The sequence below is a fragment of the Phyllobacterium myrsinacearum genome (assembly GCF_002980555.1).
Classification (GTDB): domain Bacteria; phylum Pseudomonadota; class Alphaproteobacteria; order Rhizobiales; family Rhizobiaceae; genus Phyllobacterium; species Phyllobacterium myrsinacearum.
In genome coordinates this window covers 285823-304627 of sequence record NZ_PVBT01000003.1, presented here as the reverse complement: position 1 = coordinate 304627, position 18805 = coordinate 285823, and the positions used below count along the sequence as shown (strand labels likewise).

The 18805-nt window shown below is 56.7% G+C and carries 18 protein-coding genes and 1 tRNA gene; 8 read left to right on the top strand and 11 right to left on the bottom strand.

Going from position 1 to position 18805, the window contains the following annotated elements; all coding sequences use genetic code 11:
* Positions 1-30 precede the first annotated feature (30 nt).
* Positions 31-999 carry a thioredoxin gene (trxA, locus tag C5750_RS12140; RefSeq protein WP_105734151.1) on the bottom strand — a complete coding sequence of 323 codons (969 nt, stop codon included), beginning with the start codon at positions 997-999 and terminating at the stop codon, positions 31-33.
* A 67-nt stretch (positions 1000-1066) separates the two neighbouring features.
* Complete coding sequence (locus C5750_RS12135) at positions 1067-1576, bottom strand: prolyl-tRNA synthetase associated domain-containing protein (RefSeq protein ID WP_105734150.1); 510 nt, start codon at positions 1574-1576, stop codon at positions 1067-1069.
* Positions 1577-1811: 235 nt separating this feature from the next.
* Between C5750_RS12135 and C5750_RS12130 the strand changes: the two genes are divergently transcribed.
* Positions 1812-1886 (top strand) — tRNA-Gly (locus tag C5750_RS12130).
* Between the two features lie 174 nt (positions 1887-2060).
* Complete coding sequence (gene holA / locus C5750_RS12125) at positions 2061-3110, top strand: DNA polymerase III subunit delta (protein ID WP_105734149.1); 1050 nt, start codon at positions 2061-2063, stop codon at positions 3108-3110.
* 79 nt (positions 3111-3189) lie between these two features.
* Here the strand turns inward: holA and C5750_RS12120 are convergent, their stop codons facing one another.
* The 5 genes from C5750_RS12120 to mnmE form a co-directional block, all read right to left on the bottom strand.
* Complete coding sequence (locus C5750_RS12120) at positions 3190-4074, bottom strand: ParB/RepB/Spo0J family partition protein (protein WP_105734611.1); 885 nt, start codon at positions 4072-4074, stop codon at positions 3190-3192.
* A 38-nt stretch (positions 4075-4112) separates the two neighbouring features.
* Positions 4113-4907, bottom strand: a complete 795-nt coding sequence (locus C5750_RS12115) for a ParA family protein (RefSeq protein ID WP_105734148.1) — start codon at positions 4905-4907, stop codon at positions 4113-4115.
* Between the two features lie 51 nt (positions 4908-4958).
* Entirely contained in the window at positions 4959-5603 is a 645-nt protein-coding gene (gene rsmG / locus C5750_RS12110; protein WP_105734147.1) for a 16S rRNA (guanine(527)-N(7))-methyltransferase RsmG, read from the bottom strand.
* Positions 5600-7468 (bottom strand): tRNA uridine-5-carboxymethylaminomethyl(34) synthesis enzyme MnmG, encoded by a 1869-nt coding sequence (gene mnmG / locus C5750_RS12105; RefSeq protein WP_105734146.1) that lies wholly within the window; start codon positions 7466-7468, stop codon positions 5600-5602. Before mnmG ends, rsmG begins: the two co-directional genes overlap by 4 nt.
* Positions 7469-7610: 142 nt before the next feature.
* Positions 7611-8945, bottom strand: coding sequence for a tRNA uridine-5-carboxymethylaminomethyl(34) synthesis GTPase MnmE (gene mnmE, locus C5750_RS12100; RefSeq protein ID WP_105734145.1), 1335 nt, complete (start codon positions 8943-8945; stop codon positions 7611-7613).
* A gap of 75 nt (positions 8946-9020) precedes the next feature.
* Between mnmE and C5750_RS12095 the strand changes: the two genes are divergently transcribed.
* Entirely contained in the window at positions 9021-11030 is a 2010-nt protein-coding gene (locus C5750_RS12095) for a thioredoxin domain-containing protein (protein WP_105734144.1), read from the top strand.
* A 5-nt stretch (positions 11031-11035) separates the two neighbouring features.
* Here C5750_RS12095 and rho read toward each other — a convergent pair whose 3' ends face one another.
* From rho to hemE, 3 genes are all read right to left on the bottom strand, one after another.
* Positions 11036-12301, bottom strand: coding sequence for a transcription termination factor Rho (gene rho / locus C5750_RS12090; protein WP_091879370.1), 1266 nt, complete (start codon positions 12299-12301; stop codon positions 11036-11038).
* A 197-nt stretch (positions 12302-12498) separates the two neighbouring features.
* Entirely contained in the window at positions 12499-13038 is a 540-nt protein-coding gene (hemJ, locus tag C5750_RS12085; RefSeq protein ID WP_105734610.1) for a protoporphyrinogen oxidase HemJ, read from the bottom strand.
* A gap of 24 nt (positions 13039-13062) precedes the next feature.
* The gene (gene hemE, locus C5750_RS12080) at positions 13063-14094 is read right to left on the bottom strand and encodes a uroporphyrinogen decarboxylase (RefSeq protein ID WP_105734143.1); all 1032 of its coding nucleotides are present in this window, start codon (positions 14092-14094) and stop codon (positions 13063-13065) included.
* A 413-nt stretch (positions 14095-14507) separates the two neighbouring features.
* Between hemE and C5750_RS12075 the strand changes: the two genes are divergently transcribed.
* The 5 genes from C5750_RS12075 to dnaQ all read left to right on the top strand — a co-directional run bounded on the left by C5750_RS12075 (position 14508) and on the right by dnaQ (position 18161).
* Entirely contained in the window at positions 14508-15341 is an 834-nt protein-coding gene (locus tag C5750_RS12075; protein ID WP_105734609.1) for a pyruvate, water dikinase regulatory protein, read from the top strand.
* A 16-nt stretch (positions 15342-15357) separates the two neighbouring features.
* Entirely contained in the window at positions 15358-15951 is a 594-nt protein-coding gene (locus C5750_RS12070; protein ID WP_105734142.1) for a Maf-like protein, read from the top strand.
* On the top strand, positions 15944-16789 hold the full coding sequence (locus C5750_RS12065; protein WP_105734141.1) for a shikimate dehydrogenase: 846 nt from the start codon (positions 15944-15946) through the stop codon (positions 16787-16789). Before C5750_RS12070 ends, C5750_RS12065 begins: the two co-directional genes overlap by 8 nt.
* Positions 16786-17370: a dephospho-CoA kinase gene (coaE, locus tag C5750_RS12060; protein WP_105734140.1), complete on the top strand. Its 585-nt coding sequence runs from the start codon at positions 16786-16788 to the stop codon at positions 17368-17370. Before C5750_RS12065 ends, coaE begins: the two co-directional genes overlap by 4 nt.
* Before the next feature lie 80 nt (positions 17371-17450).
* Positions 17451-18161: a DNA polymerase III subunit epsilon gene (dnaQ, locus tag C5750_RS12055; RefSeq protein WP_105734139.1), complete on the top strand. Its 711-nt coding sequence runs from the start codon at positions 17451-17453 to the stop codon at positions 18159-18161.
* Between the two features lie 63 nt (positions 18162-18224).
* On the opposite strand, the gene secB is transcribed toward dnaQ, so the two are convergent.
* The gene (gene secB / locus C5750_RS12050; RefSeq protein WP_091879362.1) at positions 18225-18731 is read right to left on the bottom strand and encodes a protein-export chaperone SecB; all 507 of its coding nucleotides are present in this window, start codon (positions 18729-18731) and stop codon (positions 18225-18227) included.
* Positions 18732-18805 lie beyond the last annotated feature (74 nt).

The window sequence follows — 18805 nt, the reverse complement described above, 5'->3', positions numbered from 1 at the left end:
GGGACCGGTCGCTATTGTGCCCTATTTCACTCAGGAAAACAGCAGGGAAGACAGTTTCCGGCGCGCGGTCAGAGAAGCCTGATCTGCCGGACCCCATGCATCGAAAAACTGCAAAAGCTGCTTGCGGGCTCCGTCATCATTCCACGCACGATCGGCCTTCATGATGGCGAGAAGATGATCAGCCGCCTCGTCCCGCTGTCCGGCGGCGTTCAGATACATGGCAAGATCGAACCGCGCCTGATGATCCCCGGGGTTCGCCGCAAGCTTTGCCTCCAGCGCAACGGGATCGCCCAGCTTGGCCGCTTGATCCGCCAGGGCGACCTTTGCTTCCGCTGCGCGCACGCTTGCATCGTCCTTCTTGTTCGCTGGAACCTGTTCCAGAACAGCCTTGGCCTGTTCAAGATCACCCAGGTCAATCAGGCAATTGGCAAGACCGGCAAGCGCCGCCACTTGATCAGGCACTTCCGCCAGAACGGCCGAATAGATCTGGGCGGCCTGTTCCATGTCGCCCGCTGCAACGGCCTCGGTGGCCGCATCCAGCGCCGATTGAATGGCTGCGTCCCTGCCGCCATCCGGCGATGCTATGCGATCGATGAACTCCTTGACCTTTGATTCCGGCAATGCGCCCATGAAACCATCGACCGGCTTGCCGTCGGAAAACGCAATCACAGCCGGAATTGATTGAATGCCCAGCTGCCCCGCAATGGCGGGGTGTTCGTCAATGTTCATCTTGACCAGCTTTACCCGGCCGCCGGCGGCATTGACCACCTTTTCGATAATGGGCGTCAATTGCTTGCAGGGCCCGCACCACGGAGCCCAGAAATCGACCAGAACCGGCTGGTTCTTCGATTCGGCGATCACATCCGCCGAAAAACCCGACGTGGTGGTGTCCTTGATCAAGGCTCGGGACGCCGCGGGAGCCGCGCCGCCATAGGATACCGTTGTTGTCGCAGCTGCACTGCCGTAGCCGCCGCTGAACGGGTTGTCGGTGTTGCTCATCAAAATTCTCCCGTATCCGCTGGTTACACATTTGCCAGGTCTGATTGGACCAGCTGACAGCCTGCCTTCAGGTTGGGTTGGATTCGTCAATTTTCAAGATCAGGGGCTCGTGACCGGTCGATGCTAGAAACCGCAGGAGGTCATGGCGCCCGATGGATGTCGTGGCATCATTGCTCAGTGGATGCGCATTGATGATCTCATTGTGCATCAGCGCCTCATCAAGAACCACCTTCACCTGATGCTCCTCATCATTGATAACGCCAAGCACGCTGACGGAACCGGGAACAAGTCCAAGATATTCCATCAGTTTTTCCGGCTTGCCGAATGAAACACGGCTTGATGCACCAATTCTGGTATGGATTGTCTTGAGATCGACCTGTGCCTCCTCATCCACAGTGACAAGAAAGAAATTGTCCTTCTTGTCCTTCAGGAACAGGTTCTTGGTGTGAGCGCCCGGCACCTGCCCGCGCAAATCCTGAGCTTCGGCAACCGTGAACACTGGAGCATGCCGAATCGTCGATACTTTGATCCCGAGATCATCGAATTTCTGCATCAGATTTGCATATGTCTTGGGCATTCTGGTTCTCACGGCGCCGGCAATCGGAAAATTTTCTTTTGCTGTCGTAATCGCTTCACCCCGCGCTCTCAAGTGAAAACCCAACAGCGCTGCGGTTTAATCGGACATTTCAGAGCCAGGCCGATGTAACCATTGAATTTTTTTTCGATTATCGTCACAAAGTCGAAAATTCACTGTTGCAATTGGTCTGTGCTTGGGTCATATAGGCCCCGCTTCGGAAGACAAACTGGCGCATGCGGGAGTAGCTCAGGGGTAGAGCACAACCTTGCCAAGGTTGGGGTCGAGGGTTCGAATCCCTTCTCCCGCTCCAGTTGTTCGAAGTTCAAAAGGCCCGGTAAAAACCGGGCCTTTTTGCTATCCGGATCCGGTACTTTGCGATCTCCAGAACTTTTACCCTCTTCAGAACGCTAGCAACACCTGTTTGCGGCAGCCCGTCTGCAGCCCGCAATTGCAATCCGCGTTCAATGCGCTAAACCCTTTCCTTATGGCACAGAAGAAAGCACACGAGGTTGATTCCTTCCTGAAAAGGCTCGACAGGGCTTATCCGATTGTACTGCTGTACGGCCCCGACAAAGGCCTGGTAAGCGAACGGGCCGCCACCTTTATCAAACTGACCGGGCTCGCCCAGGACGATCCCTTTGCCGTCATACGCCTCGATGCCGATGAGGTTCAGGCAGAGCCTGGACGGCTGTCCGACGAGGCCAACACCATTTCCATGTTTGGCGGGGAACGGCTGATCTGGGTGCGTAACGCAGCCGGCCAAAAGGGCTTGGCCGATGCCGTAACGCATCTGACCAAATCGCCCCCCGTCGACACCTTCATCCTGATCGAGGCGGGCGACCTGAAGAAAGGCGCGGGCCTGCGCGGCATTGTCGAGCAGAGCGCAAGCGCCATGGCCTTGCCTTGCTACAGCGACGATGCCAAGGGCATCGATGCAACCATCGATGACATGCTTGCCCGCAACGGGCTGCAGATCGCGCTGGACGCCCGCAATCTGCTGAAAGAAAGCCTTGGCGGCGACCGGCTCGCCACGCGTTCCGAGCTCGAGAAAATCTGCCTCTACGCCCACGGCCGCGAACGGGTAACCATCGAGGATGTCCGCGATATCATCGGCGATGTCAGCGCGACCTCTTACGAGACGATTGTCGACGCCATGATGACGGGCAATCTGACCGATTTTACCCATGCGTTCGATCGGGTTATCGGCTCCGGGTCGTCAAGTTTTCTGATCCTGAGTTCAGCCATACGCCAGTTCCACACATTGCAAAACCTGCGTTACGGCATGGAGAGCGAGGGCAAGAATGCTGGCTCGGCCGTGGCATCCGCGCGTCCGCCGGTGTTTTTCGCGCGCCGGCGGCTGGTGGAAACGGCATTGCAGCGCTGGACAACGCAAAGCTGCGCCCGCGCCATGGAGCGGTTGCAGAAAACCGTGCTGGAAAGCCGCCGCAACGCGACACTATCCATTCCAATCATTCGTCAGTCACTGATTGCTCTGGCTGCAGAAGCCGCCCGGGCAGGGCGGAGCGGCCGTTAGGTAACGCCCGCAACGGCCGCCGTTACGAGACGTGAGAATGCGCTAACAGTTTGAATTCAAAGGGTTTACTGCTTCCAACTCAGCTTTGCAGACGGCGGCAGATCTCATCCAGCTGTTCCAGCGTTGCGTAATGAATACGCACGTCGCCTCCCTTGGCCTGATGATTGACCGTTACGCGCATGCCGGTCACATCCGACAGCAGTTTTTCCAGTGCCCGGGTATCCGCGTCCTTGTTTTCATCATTGTCCGCCTTGACTTTCGGAGCGGCCGGTTTGCCGCCACCCTGCGCCAGCGCTTCGGCTTGACGAACAGACAGGCCGTCGCGAATGATCCGCTCGGCCAGGACATCAGGATGCTCCGCGGTGATGAGCGTGCGTGCATGTCCCGCCGACAGGGCGCCATTCGTGATGTGGTCGCGAACCGTTTCCGGCAGTTTCAGCAACCGCAGCGTATTGGCCACATGGCTTCGGCTCTTGCCGATAACCTGCGCCAGATCCGCCTGCGTATAATCATGATCGTCTATCAGCTGCTGATAACCCATGCCTTCTTCAATCGGATTGAGATCGGCGCGCTGAACGTTCTCGATGATCGCCAGCTCAAGCGCGACCCGGTCATCGACTTCGCGAATGATCACGGGGACGGTGGTCAGACCAGCGCGCTGCGCCGCACGCCAGCGCCGTTCGCCAGCGATCAGCTCGTAACGATCTGAAGAATCCTTGGCCGGGCGAACCACGACAGGCTGAACAATACCATGTTCACGGATCGACTGGGTCAAGTCCTCCAGATCGGCTTCCGTGAACAGGCGCCGCGGATTGCGCGGATTGCGCGTTACAAATTCTATGGGAACCTGACGATCCAAAGTGGCGATGCGCGGAGGAACATTTTCTTCCGGCAGACGGTCCATCTCTCCAATGAGCGCAGCAAGACCTCGACCGAGGCGCTTTTTTGACGGATCTTCATTCATTGTCATAGGCTCTCATAAATGTTTCGTATTCGAATCGATCAAGCGGCACGCAAATGCCGCTCCCTTTGAATAACTTCCGATGCAAGCTGCAGATAGGCCTGACTACCCGCACATTTGAGGTCATACAGAATGGCCGGCGTGCCATAGGAAGGCGCTTCCGACACGCGCACATTGCGCGGGATCACGGTACGGTAAACCTTATCGCCCATGAATGAGCGAACATCGTCAACAACCTGGGTTGCGAGATTGTTTCGGCCATCGAACATGGTCAGCACAATACCCTGAATGTTCAAGGCCGGATTGAGCGCTGTCCGCACCTGATTGACGGTTTCAAGCAACTGACTCAACCCTTCCAATGCGAAAAACTCGCACTGCAACGGCACGAGCACGGAATCGGCTGCAGCCATGGCATTCATGGTCAAGAGATTGAGCGAAGGCGGGCAATCAATCAGAATATAGGTAAAGGGCGATGCCGCATTGTCACCGCGAAAGGCCTTGCGCAACCGCGTCGCCCGGTCAGCGGACCCGGCAATTTCCATCTCAACCCCCAGAAGATCGAGTGTCGACGGAATCAGTGACAGATTGGGAACCGCCGTCGCAATGGCAGCCTCATCTACAGAAGCGGTTTGCATCAGAACATCATAGGACGATAATTCGCGATTCTTGCGATCGATACCCAATCCGGTGCTGGCATTGCCTTGGGGATCGAGATCGACAATCAGCACATTCTCGCCAATGGCTGCAAGCGCCGTGGCCAGATTGATGGCAGTTGTGGTCTTCCCCACACCACCTTTCTGATTGGCTATGGTAATGATACGAGTCTGACTGTTCATCACTGTTTTCCCGAGCAAACCATCACTATCGGCGATAAAATCGAAAATGGCCTATTTCGCCGCTGGGTTGCGCCGCACATTGCTGATCTGCAACACCACCGACTCAACATCGACCACACTGGCATGTTGTACCAGATCAAATGACCAGCCGTCACGGCTTTCCTCAATCTCGCGGCGATAATCCCGGCCTTTTTGGAAAAGTGCCGTTGCGCCGCTCGTCAACCAGGGTTCGGTCAGCGCAAAAAGCTCCTTCAACGGAGCGAGTGCACGGGCGGTAATCACGTCTGGTGTGGCAATTTTCGACCAAATCGCATCAATTCGCACTGGATGCACCACGCCAGGGGTGTGAAACTGCCCCAAGGCCGTCCGCAAAAAGGCAGCCTTCTTGCCATTACTCTCGACGAGATCAATCGCTGCATCCGCCGTTTCCTTCAGGAGAATAGCCAGAACGACCCCCGGGAAACCACCGCCGGAACCGAGATCAAGCCAGCGCTTGGCCTCCGGCATAAGCGGGCGGAGCTGGACGCTGTCGATAATGTGCCGTTCCCACAACTCATCCAGCGTGGCAGGGGAGGCGAGATTGATCGCCTTTGACCACTTTCGAAACAGATCTTCGAAGTCAACAAGGTCCTTGACTGTTTCACGTGAAACATTGGGGATAACCCCGCGCAGTTTTTTCTCCCGCCAATCGCTCACGCCACGTCTCTCGCGACAGTGTTCCGACGGATCTGGGTGATAATGAGGGCAAGCGCAGCCGGCGTCATGCCATCGATGCGCTGGACCTCTGCTATGGATCGCGGCTGGCGCTGTTTGAGCTTCTGCTTCAACTCATTGGACAGGCCGGAAACGCTGGAAAAATCAATACCCTGTGGAATGAGCAACGCTTCTTCGCGTTCCATCGCGGCAACATCAGCCTTCTGCCGCTCGAGATAGACCGCATATTGCGCTTCGATCTCCAAAGCTTCCGCCACGCGGCCGTTAATACCAGCCAGTTCCGGCCAGATCGATCGCAAACGCGCCAGGTCGATCTCAGGAAAGGCAAGCAGTTCGTAGGCTGAACGGCGAACACCGTCCTGATTGAGATGCAGATTCATGGCCACTGCGGCATTGGGTGTGATGGTCAAGCGCTTTGCCAGATGACGCGCCGCATCCAACTGATCCGTCCGCACCGCGAAGCGATTGCGGCGATCCGAACCCAGTATTCCCAATCGGTCTGCCATGGGCGTCAGTCGTTCATCGGCATTATCTGCCCGCAGGGAAAGCCGGAACTCCGCCCGCGACGTGAACATACGATAGGGTTCGCTCACCCCCCGCGAAGTCAGATCATCAGTCATCACCCCGATATAGGCTTCGGTTCGATGAATGATCACCGGTTCACCGCCGCCAGAGAGCCGCGCCGCATTCAGCCCCGCTAGTAGACCTTGCGCCGCCGCCTCCTCATATCCCGTCGTTCCATTGATCTGCCCGGCGAGAAACAGGCCGCTGATGCGCCGCGTCTGCAGGCTTCGATCCAGTTCGCGCGGGTCGATAAAGTCATACTCGATGGCATATCCCGGCTGCAGCATGGTCGCGCGCTCGAGGCCGGGAATGGTCTTGAGAATATCCAGCTGCACCTCCTCGGGCAGGGATGTGGATATCCCATTGGGATAGACCGTATGATCATCCAAACCCTCAGGTTCCAGGAATATCTGGTGGCCATCCCTGTCGCCAAACTTGACGATCTTGTCTTCCACAGACGGGCAGTAACGCGGGCCGATGCCTTCAATGGAGCCGGAATACATGGCGGAGCGGTGCAGGTTGGCCCGGATAATGGCATGCGATTCCGGAGTTGTGCGCGTAATCCCGCAGTCAATCTGCGGGTTGGTAATGACATCCGTCATCAGTGAGAACGGCAATGGTTCCTCGTCCGCGGATTGAATATCGAGCGCCTTCCAATCAATCGTGCGGCCGTCCAGCCGTGGCGGTGTACCGGTTTTCAACCGGCCCAAGGCGAATGCATGCCGCGTCAGTGTATCCGACAGACCGAGGGCAGGGGCCTCGCCCATACGCCCGGCTGGTATTTTCTTTTCACCGATATGAATCAAGCCGCGAAGAAATGTTCCCGTCGTCAGGACAACGGCGCCACAGGAGAAAACGCGGCCATCCATCAGTTGGACGCCCGCGATCTTTCCATCGCGAATAACCAGATCATTGGCGCCGCCTTCAACAACCGTCAGATTCCGTTGTTCCGCAATCGCTGCTTGCATTGCCAGCCTGTAGAGCTTCCGGTCTGCCTGCGTACGCGGGCCACGAACAGCAGGACCCTTGCGCCGGTTCAGAAGCCGGAACTGAATACCGGCGGCATCAGCAACACGACCCATCAGGCCATCGAGCGCATCGATTTCCCGGACAAGGTGACCCTTGCCCAGTCCGCCTATGGCGGGATTGCAGGACATGACGCCAATCGTATCCGCCTTGTGCGTCACCAGCGCTGTGCGCGCGCCATAACGTGCAGAGGCCGCAGCGGCTTCACAGCCGGCGTGCCCACCACCGATAATGATGACGTCAAAATTGTCTTCCACGAGCCAAACTTTCAGAGATTCGAATTCTTTGTCTTGATGGGCAAATCGGCGCTGTGAGTCAAGTGTGAGTCAAACAACAATGTTTCACGTGAAACAATTCACGCGCGTCCGTCATCGTTATAGTTTCAATGTTTCACGTGAATCATTTGCCTATACAGAACTGTGAGAATACCACATCAAGAATATCCTCGACATCCACGTCTCCGGTAATTCGGCCCAAGGCGTGGGAAGCCCGGCGCAGATATTCCGCCCGAACCTCCAGCGGCGCGGTCTGATCATTCACGGCGTGATTGATTTCCCGGCTTGTTTCGCCAAGCAACTCCATATGGCGCCGGCGGGTAGGGAGGGGGTCCGCAAGATTCCCGGCTGCGCGTTTGGCCCTGGATCGTAGGGCCCCCATCAGATCATCCATGCCTTGGCCCGAACGGATTGAAACGGTCAGATCATAGCTCCGGGACGTGGTCATCCCGGCAGCATCCAGCTTCGTCCCAATATGCAGGGTATCGATGGCGCCAAGTTCAATGAACGGCGCCGGAAGCGGGTTCGCCATATCCGTCAGCAGTAGTACCAGATCTGCAGCATGGGCGCGATCGAGTGCGCGCTCAATACCGATCTGCTCCACCCGGCCTTCGGTTTCCCGGAGACCCGCCGTATCCGTAAGAAGAACCGCCAATCCTCCCAGATCGAGTTTGATCTCGATCAGGTCGCGTGTTGTTCCCGGCTCATCGGAAACGATCGCCACGTCGGTTCCTGCCAAGGCATTCAGCAGGCTTGATTTACCAGCGTTCGGTGCGCCGACAATCACAACACGAAAGCCGTCGCGTACAATCGCTCCGCGTTTACCATCGGCAACGTGCTGCTCGATCCTCTCCGCGAGATCGCGCATTGCTATCCAGACCTGATCCGATACGGAACCTGGCACATCCGATTCATCGGCAAAATCCAGCTCCGCTTCTATCAGCGCCCGCGCACGGATCATCTCGCTACGCCAGGACGAATAGAGCTGCACTTGCGAACCGGAAGCGATCTGCAAAGCGAGACGGCGCTGACCATCGGTTTCCGCCGCTATCAGATCGGCAAGGCCTTCCGCCACCGTGAGATCGAACTTTCCATTGGCAAAGGCGCGCCGCGTGAATTCGCCGGGTTCAGCCAGGCGGCAGTTGTCGAAGGTATAGAGAAGCGAGATCATAGCATCGACTACCGCGCGGCCGCCATGCAGGTGAAACTCACCGCAATCTTCGCCGGTAAAGCTATATGGATTGGGAAAAAACAGCAGGAGCCCGCGATCTACCGGATTGCCGAGCGCATCGCGGAATGTCCGTAGTTCAGCCTGACGAGGAACCGGGAGGTTACCGCAAATTGTTTCGATAGCGAATCGAGTCTGGGGCCCGGATATGCGGATGACGCCAACTCCGGACGGAAGCCGCCCGCTGGACAGGGCAAAAATAGTCTCGCTGAAATTCTGGTTTTGTTTCATTTGCAATTATCCGCGGCTACACTGGATGACCTTGATAACCCTCATACCGGCATTCGGGAAGAGCAGAACAATCCAATGTATCAACAAGCCAATCTCCTTGGAAACGAGTCCAGTCCCTATCTCAGGCAGCACGCCGGCAATCCGGTGCACTGGCGGCCATGGGGAAAACTTGCGCTGGCGGAGGCGCGCGATACGGGCAAACCCATTCTGCTTTCTGTTGGCTACGCCGCCTGTCACTGGTGCCACGTCATGGCGCACGAATGCTTCGAAGATACCGACGTTGCCGACCTGATGAATGCCCACTACGTCAATATCAAGGTCGACAGGGAAGAACGGCCTGACATTGACCAGATCTACATGGCAGCGCTGGGGGCGATGGGGGAGCAGGGCGGCTGGCCGCTGACCATGTTTCTCACGCCGGATGCAAAACCGTTCTGGGGCGGGACTTACTTTCCCAAGAACGCGCGCTATGGCCGGCCGGGTTTTATTGACGTGTTGCGGTCAATCGCCAGGGCGTGGCGTGAAGACCATGCGCGCGTCATTCAGAACGTCGACGCCCTGACCAGCCACGTCAGCGCCCGTCTTGATGCCCAGGCGGGCCCGGCAGCGCTGGACAAACACATCTTTGATCAGTTTTCCGCCAACATATCCGGCATGATCGACCTGCAAAAAGGCGGTCTGACCGGCGCTCCCAAATTCCCGAATGCGCCTTTCATGGATGCACTCTGGCTTTCCTGGCTGCGCAACGGCGCTATCCAGCACCGCGATGCCTTTCTCAAGAGCCTGCGAACGATGCTGCAGGGCGGCATCTACGATCATCTCGGCGGCGGGCTATCCCGGTATTCCGTCGATGATCGCTGGCTTGTCCCGCACTTTGAAAAGATGCTTTACGACAATGCCCAGTTCATCCGTCACGCGACGTATGCCTATGCAGAAACCAAAGATGAATTGTTCCGCATGCGAATCGAAGAGACCGTTGGTTGGCTGAAGCGCGAGATGCTGGCGAACGGCCAGCGCTTTGCATCAAGCTTGGATGCGGACAGCGAGGGTGAAGAGGGCAGGTTCTACGTTTGGTCCGCAGATGAAATTCCAGCAACGCCTGACTTTGAAATCTTTCGCGCGGTTTACGATGTCGCGGCGGAGGGAAACTGGGAAGGCAAAACCATCCTCAATCGCCTGACCTCGTCCGGCTCATCGGATGCGGCCACTGAAGCGCATCTGGCAAAAGCCCGGCAGATACTTTTCGACCGCCGCGAAAGCCGCATTCATCCGCATCGCGATGACAAATCGCTCACGGACTGGAACGGACTGATGATCCGAGCGCTCGCCGAAGCGGCCCGCTTGTTTGAACGCAGCGACTGGCTGGATCTGGCTCTGGGTTCATATCGTTCCATATCCGAATCGATGGTCGAAGGGCGTCTGCCCCATTCCGTTCTGGAACAATCCCGTCTCTTTCCCGGCTTGTCATCGGATTATGCATCGATGATCAATGCGGCGATCTCCCTTTATGAAGCGACGCAGGACAAAGCGTTTCTCGGCGATGCGGCTCTTTGGCTTCAGGCTCTCGACCGCTGGCATCTTACGGAAGATGGCAATCATGCTCTCAGTGCCATCGACAGCACTGATGTGATCATCCGCGTGCGCGGCGATCAGGACGAGGCTATACCGAGTGCCACCGGGCAAATTATCGAAGCCATCTCGCGCCTGGCGACAGCAACATCGGACTACGCATTGCAGCAGCGGGCCGAGGAACTCGCTGAAAACGCGCTCGGTCGTGTGCTTGAACAGCGCTATGGCCAGGCCGGTGTTCTCAACAGCGCAAGCCTGCTGCTGGAACCGATGAAGCTTGTCCTGGTCACCCCAGACAAAAGCCATCCGCTCCTGTGTCTTGCGAAACAGCATCCGGACCCGCGCCGTACCGATATCTGGATGGAGTTTAGGGAAAACACCACAATCGAGCTGGTGCCCGGTGGTGGAGAAATCGCCATAAAAAAACCCGCGGCCTATCTCTGCCGCGGGTTCGTGTGTCTGGCGCCTGTGGAAACGGCCGAGGCGCTGGCAGCGCTGCTCAAACCGCAATCCTAGGACTGTTACGTATTCATCGAATCGAAGAATTCGCCATTGGTCTTGGTCTGCTTCAGCTTGTCGATAAGGAACTCGATCGCATCCGTCGTGCCCATCGGAGCCAGGATACGGCGCAGGACGAAAATCTTCTGCAAATCCTGACGCGGTACGAGCAGGTCTTCCTTGCGTGTGCCGGATTTCAGAATATCCATGGACGGGAAGATGCGCTTGTCGGCAACCTTGCGGTCGAGCACGATTTCCGAATTGCCCGTACCCTTGAATTCTTCAAAGATCACTTCGTCCATGCGGCTGCCCGTATCGATAAGAGCCGTCGCAATGATCGTCAGCGATCCGCCTTCCTCGATGTTGCGGGCCGCACCGAAGAAACGCTTGGGGCGCTGAAGCGCGTTGGCGTCGACACCACCGGTCAGAACCTTGCCGGATGATGGAACCACGGTGTTGTAGGCGCGGCCAAGGCGGGTGATAGAATCGAGCAAGATAACCACATCGCGGCCATGCTCGACCAGGCGCTTTGCCTTCTCGATGACCATTTCAGCCACCTGAACGTGGCGGGAAGCCGGCTCGTCGAATGTGGAGGAAACCACTTCACCCTTCACGGAACGCTGCATATCCGTGACTTCTTCCGGACGTTCGTCGATCAGAAGAACGATCAGATAGCATTCGGGATGATTGGCGGTGATGGAGTGGGCGATATTCTGGAGAAGAACAGTTTTACCGGTACGGGGCGGAGCGACGATGAGACCGCGCTGGCCTTTACCGAGGGGTGCTACCAGATCGATGACGCGGGCCGACAAATCCTTGGTGGTCGGATTTTCCAGCTCCATCTTGAAACGCTCGTTTGGATAGAGCGGTGTCAGATTGTCGAAGTGGATCTTGTGACGGATTTTTTCCGGGTCTTCGAAGTTGATGGTGTTGACCTTGAGAAGGGCGAAATAGCGCTCACCTTCCTTGGGCCCACGGATCGGACCTTCGACGGTATCACCGGTTTTCAGCGAAAACCGCCGGATTTGCGACGGAGAGATATAGATGTCGTCCGGGCCTGGGAGATAGTTTGCATTGGCAGAACGCATGAAGCCGAAGCCATCCTGCAATATCTCGACCACGCCTTCGCCGATAATTTCGACATCCTGGGAGGCCAGTTTCTTCAAGATCGCAAACATTAGTTCCTGTTTGCGCATGACACTGGCGTTTTCGACTTCCAGTGTTTCAGCAAACGCCAGAAGATCAACCGGCGTCTTGTTCTTGAGTTCTTGTAGTTTCATTTCCTGCATGTGTGCGGAACTCTTAATTTTATAGGTTTGAAATGGGGAAGGGAAATGACGATGCCGGAATGCAGTGCCATGTATGAATGGCTGAAGATCGCTATGGCGGTATTTCCAGAGAAGAGCCCCTATCTAGCCAATCACGACTGCAAGGGCAAGGGGTTTCATGAGTGGTATTGATATCAGGCAGAAAATAAAATGATGAGTCAAAATGGCTTTATGATGACCATGATCACAATAATGATCATTAGAACCGTCGGCACTTCATTCATCATCCGCCAGAAGCGGGCAGGTTTTTCATTTCTGTCCTCGGCAAACATGCGCACTGCCTTGGAAAAGTAGCCGTGAATGCCGGAAAGGATCAGGACAGCCAGGAATTTCACGTGAAACCAGCCGTCCATATAGGCCGCTGTTCGCCACGCGAGCCAAAGTCCGGCAGCCCATGTCACCATCATTGCCGGATTGATGATGGCCTTGAGCAGCCGGCGCTCCATGACCTTGAAGGTCTCCGATTGGACGGACCCTTTCTCGGCGGCACAATGATAGATGAACAGCCGCGGCAGATAGAGCATGCCCGCCATCCAGGAGATGACGGCAACCACATGCAAGGCCTTCACCCAGAGATAGGCGTTGTCGGGATAGAGATAGACCAGGGTCACAACAACCACCGCAAAAACAATACCGGCAGCCCTTGCCATCGATACTGTCTTGTTTGAATTTTGAACCGGCATCTGGTTGTTGCTCATCATCAATCCCCAGTTTTCAATGCGTCAGTTTCCGGCCGTGGCCTGCCGGACCCGTGCAACCATCTGCTCCACATGGGAGACCGGAGCATCGGGGGTAATGCCATGGCCGAGATTGAAGATCAGCGGGCCATGACCCAGACCATCGAGAATGGCATCCACGCCTTCATCCAGCGCCCGGCCGCCGGCAACAACCCGTAAGGGATCCAGATTGCCTTGGATTGCCCCTCCGCCTTGAAGTGAAGACGCCAGCGACAGCGGCACTGTCCAGTCGAGGCCCAAGGCTGTCACCCCGGTACGCTCGCGATAATTTACATAAAGCGCTCCGGCCCCTTTGGGGAAACCGATGATCGGGACATCCGGATGCGATGCGCGCACCTTTTTGACGATCCTGGCCACGGGCGCGATACAGAACCGCTCGAAGCAAGCTTCGTCCAGAACACCCGACCAGGAATCAAAAATCTGCACCGCATCAGCACCAGCATCGATCTGCCGGATCAGATATTCCGCCGAAACATCGGCAAGTTCGTCCAGCAGTTTCTGGAAGGCGTCCGGATAGCGATAGGCGAAGAGGCGGGCCGGGGCCTGGTCCGGCGTTCCATGACCAGCGATCATATAGGTCGCCACGGTCCATGGAGCGCCACAGAAGCCAAGCAGGGTGGTTTCCTGTGGCAGTTGATGCCGCAGCAGCCGAACCGTCTCATAGACAGGCTCCAGGCGTTCCACAGCCCCATTGGGCTCCAGCCAGAAAATGCCTTCCGCGTCAATCGGCGTCATCAAAGGGCCTCTGCCCTCTTCAAAGCGCAAATCACGGCCAAGCGCATGCGGCACGACGAGAATGTCCGAAAACAGGATTGCCGCATCAAAACCGAAGCGGCGGATTGGCTGCAGCGTCACTTCGACGGCCAGATCGGGCGAATAACACAGATCCAGAAAACTTCCGGCATTCTTCCTGACTTCCCGGTATTCCGGGAGGTAGCGCCCAGCCTGGCGCATCATCCAGATGGGAGGCGGAAAAACTGTCTCGCCTCTAAGGACTTTCATCACTTTGCGGACCATTCCGTCTCTCTCCAGCTTTGTCTTACAAAAAAGAAAATTGGATATTTTCTGATTTTCTGATTCTAAGAGTCTGTTTGTATCGGGAATTACCAGATTGCCAACTTTTTCCCACAGGCAACTGCTGCGGTATAAAGCAGGGAAAACCATAATGCAAAATTCGCAGAATACGGTAATAAAGTGAAATATTATTCATTATCAGTATATTAAGTCATATCCATCTGTGGATTTCTGTGTGGAAATCCGTGGAACAATGGACGAAGAGTCGCAACAATCCCCAGATCACAGCAATGGCTTGGAGAGTCATCCACAAGTGGGCTCGCTGTGGATGACTTGCCAATGATTCACATGGCTGCCATTGCTTGTTCAAAACCGGGAGAATTCTCCCCAGTCATCAACAGGGTGTGGAGTTTTCTGTGACAAAGCCGGTCAACTACTTCCATCTTCACATGATTTCTGATGCGACCGGAGAGACTCTCCTGGCAGCGGGCCGCGCCGCCGCGGCGCAATATGTGCATGCGCGTGCCATCGAACATGTCTATCCGCTCATTCGCACGGAAAAGCAGATCAAGAAGGTGCTGGAGGGTATTGATGCGGAACCCGGCATTGTCCTTTATACCATCGTGGACAAACGGCTTGCGGCAATGATCGATGAAAGCTGTGCGACGATTGGCGTTCCCTGCGTATCCGTTCTCGAACCGGTCCTCAGTGTATTCCAGTCCTATCTCGGTGCCCCGGCGGGACGGCGAGTTGGGGCCCAGCATGTGCTCAACGCGGAATATTTCCGCCGTATCGATGCGCTGAATTTCACCATGGAGCATGATGACGGCCAGCTGCCGCTCGATATCGAAGAGGCGGATGTCATTCTGATCGGCATTTCGCGGACCTCGAAAACGCCGACAAGCATTTACCTCGCCAATCGCGGTATCAAGACGGCCAATGTGCCCATTGTTCCCGGTGTGCCCATTGCCGATGTGATCATCCATGCGGAAAGGCCGCTGATCGTGGGCCTGATTGCCTCGGCGGAGCGAATCTCGCAGGTGCGCCAGCATCGCATTCTCGGAGCAACGCCGGGTTTCGATACGGATCACTATCTCGACCGGGCAAATATCATTGAGGAGCTTTCCTATGCGCGGCAGATTTGCCACCGCTATAATTGGCCTATGATAGATGTGTCCCGCCGTTCCATTGAAGAAACTGCAGCGGCGGTTCTTGCCCTGCGTTCCCAGGGACGGGAACCGCATCGCTGATCGGAGAAGAAGACAGATGCAGATTATTCTTGCTTCCAAAAGTCCATTCCGCGCCACGCTTCTGAAAAATGCCGGCGTCGCCTTTACCGCCCAGTCGGCCAATATTGATGAGCGGGCGGTGGAAGCGCCTCTCTACAAGAGCGGTGCCACGCCGGAAGATGTCGCACTTGTCCTGGCGGAAGCAAAGGCACTCGATGTCAGTGAGCGCTATCCGGATGCATTGGTCATCGGTTCGGATCAAACCCTGTCGCTTGGCGACGAGGTTTTGCACAAGCCCGCTGATATGGAGGCTGCGCGCCGGCAACTGCTCAGGCTTTCCGGCCAAACCCATCACCTGAACAGCGCGATTGTTCTGGTCAAGGGCGGGCAGACCGTGTGGCGGCACGTTTCGGTGGCGCGCATGACGTTGCGTGATCTCGATCCGGCCTTCATCGGACGCCACCTGGCGCGGGTTGGTACCATCGCTCTGCAAAGTGTCGGCGCCTACCAATATGAGGGCGAGGGCGTTCAGCTGTTCGAGAAGGTGGATGGAGATTATTTCACCATTGTCGGCCTTCCCTTATTGCCATTGCTGAATGAACTGCGCCGGGAGGGAGCGATTGATGGCTGATCATCCGAGCGCTTTCGTAACGGGTTATCCGATCCGCCATTCGCGCTCGCCGCTGATTCATGGCTACTGGCTCAGGCAATTCGGGTTGGATGGCTCCTATCGGGCGGTCGAAGTTGCACCGGACGCTTTTGAAGGGTTCATCCGTGCTTTGCAGGACAATGGATTTGTCGGCGGCAATGTCACCATCCCCCACAAGGAGATGGCCTTTTCCCTGTGCGGGAAGCGGGATTCGGCTGCCGACGAAATCGGTGCGGTCAACACGCTCTGGTTCGAGAATGGCATTCTGCGTGGCGGCAATACGGATGCTTACGGGTTCTTGGCAAATCTGGATGCGCTGAGCCCCGGGTGGAGTGAGCGCAGGAGCGCTTTGGTGCTGGGTGCCGGCGGGGCAAGCCGGGCGGTGGTGTTTGCGCTGAAACAGCGCGGCTTCACCGATATCAGGATCGTCAATCGAACTGTTGCGCGGGCGCAGGAACTGGCAGACCGGTTCGGCATCGCTGGTGGAGCGCATGGATGGGACGCCCTGCCGGAACTGCTGAAGGGCGCGTCGCTGATTGTGAACACCACATCGCTTGGCATGTCAGGCAAGGATGAGCTTGTGATCGACCTGACCGGGGCTGATTCGGATGCGCTGGTGACCGATATTGTCTATGTACCGTTGGAAACCCCGCTTTTGCGCGCGGCGCGCTCCCGCGGTCTTCAAACGGCCGATGGGCTGGGCATGCTGCTGCATCAGGCCGTGCCAGGCTTCGAACACTGGTTCGGCAAACGGCCTGATGTAACGGCAGAGCTGCGAAATCTGGTACTGGCCGATATGGCGGCGGAGAAAGCAAAATGATCGTGCTGGGTCTCACCGGATCGATCGGCATGGGTAAATCAACCGCGGCGCAGATGTTTATGGATGCGGGTATTCCCGTCTATTCCGCCGATGAAACGGTTCACCGGCTATATTCCGGAGCGGCAGCGCCTTTGATCGAAGCAGCTTTTCCTGGAACGACAGATGATGGCGTGGTGGATCGCGCCAGGCTCTCGGCCGCTGTCATTGGCAATCCCGAGGCGCTTCGAAAGCTTGAAGCGATTATCCACCCCCTGGTTCGTTCCGAGGAAAACGCCTTCCGTGATGGCGCCGAATCCCAAGGTGCCAAGCTTGCCGTTATCGATATTCCGCTGTTGTTCGAGACCGGCGGAGACAAGCGGGTGGACAAGATTCTTGTTGTCAGCGCACCGGCGGAAGTTCAGAAAAAGCGGGTACTGGCCAGAGCCGACATGACTCCTGAAAAACTGGAGGCGATCCTCCGGCGCCAGACACCCGACGCGGAGAAACGCGCGCGTGCCGATTTTGTCGTCAACACAGACCAGACCTTTGACGCGACGCGGGCTGAGATCAACGCGATAATCCGGATTCTCACGGATTCCTGACTGGCGGAAAGCGGGGATACCGCCGCTGCGGCCTTGCGCCGGCTGGCCGATTCGTGAAATTTGGGACAAAGGATGATTCCATGCGCGAGATCATATTCGATACGGAAACAACAGGCCTGGACCGGCTGGACGATCGCATCATCGAAATCGGTGGTGTGGAACTGGTCAATCGTTTCCCGACCGGCAACACATTTCATGTTTTCATCAATCCGGATGGCAAGCAGGTTCATCCAGACGCGCTTGCCGTGCACGGCATCAGCAATGATCGCCTGAAGGATGAGCCGGTCTTTGCCGGCATCGTCGACCGCTTTCTCGAATTCATCGACGGGGCAAAGCTGATCGCCCACAACGCCACGTTCGATATGGGGTTTATCAATGCCGAGCTGAACAGGCTCGGGCATCCTCCCATCAGCAATGACCGGGTTATCGATACGCTGGCGCTTGCCCGCCGCAAACATCCGATGGGACCAAACTCCCTGGATGCCCTGTGCCGCCGTTACGGCATCGACAACAGCCACCGCACGATGCACGGCGCGCTGCTCGATTCGCAGTTGCTGGCGGAAGTTTACATCGAACTGATCGGCGGAAAGCAAGCAGCGCTCGGCCTGACGGTGGCCGAACAGTCGGACAACAAGCAATCCGCCAATACGGAAACGGTCGTCGTCATTGCCCGCCGCGCGGTGCCGCTGCCGTCCCGCCTCACTGATTCGGAAAAGCAGGCACATGACAAGCTGGTCGAGAAGATTGGTGAGAAAGCGATCTGGAATGAACGGATAGCCGCCGCAGAATGAAAATCGCGGCAATAAAAAACCCGGGTCGAACCCGGGTTTTTGCTATCTCGTCGAAGCCTTGGCTTAGCTGACCATCGACTTGGCTTGTTCTTCGGCCATGCGCTGCTGGAACATCTGAGCAAAATCGATCGGGTCGATCATCAGCGGCGGGAAGCCGCCATTGCGGGTTGCTTCGGCAATGATCTGGCGCGCGAACGGGAAGAGCAGGCGCGGGCACTCGATGAAAAGCAGCGGCAGGAGATGTTCCTGTGGGAAACCTTCCAGACGGAAAACGCCGCCATAGACGAGTTCGGCATTGAACAGCACTTCCTTGCCTTCGCCGGCACGGGCCGTGAGGGTCAGAACGACGTCGAAATCGTTCTCGGCAATCGGATTGGCATTGACATTCACATTGATGCTGATGCCGGGAGCCTTGTCGCGCGGACGCAGCGACAGAGGCGCGCCGGGGCTTTCGAAGGACAGATCCTTCACGTACTGAGCAAGAATGTTCAGTGTCTGCTGCTGGACGCTCCCATTGCCATTGGTCGCTTCATTGCCGTTTTCGGCTTTTTCATCAGGCTTTTGAGCCATTGTCTGGAAACCTTCTCTCGTTGCGTCCGCTTCGGCGGTTATCGAATGAATGATGGCTGGCTAGCATGAGAGTC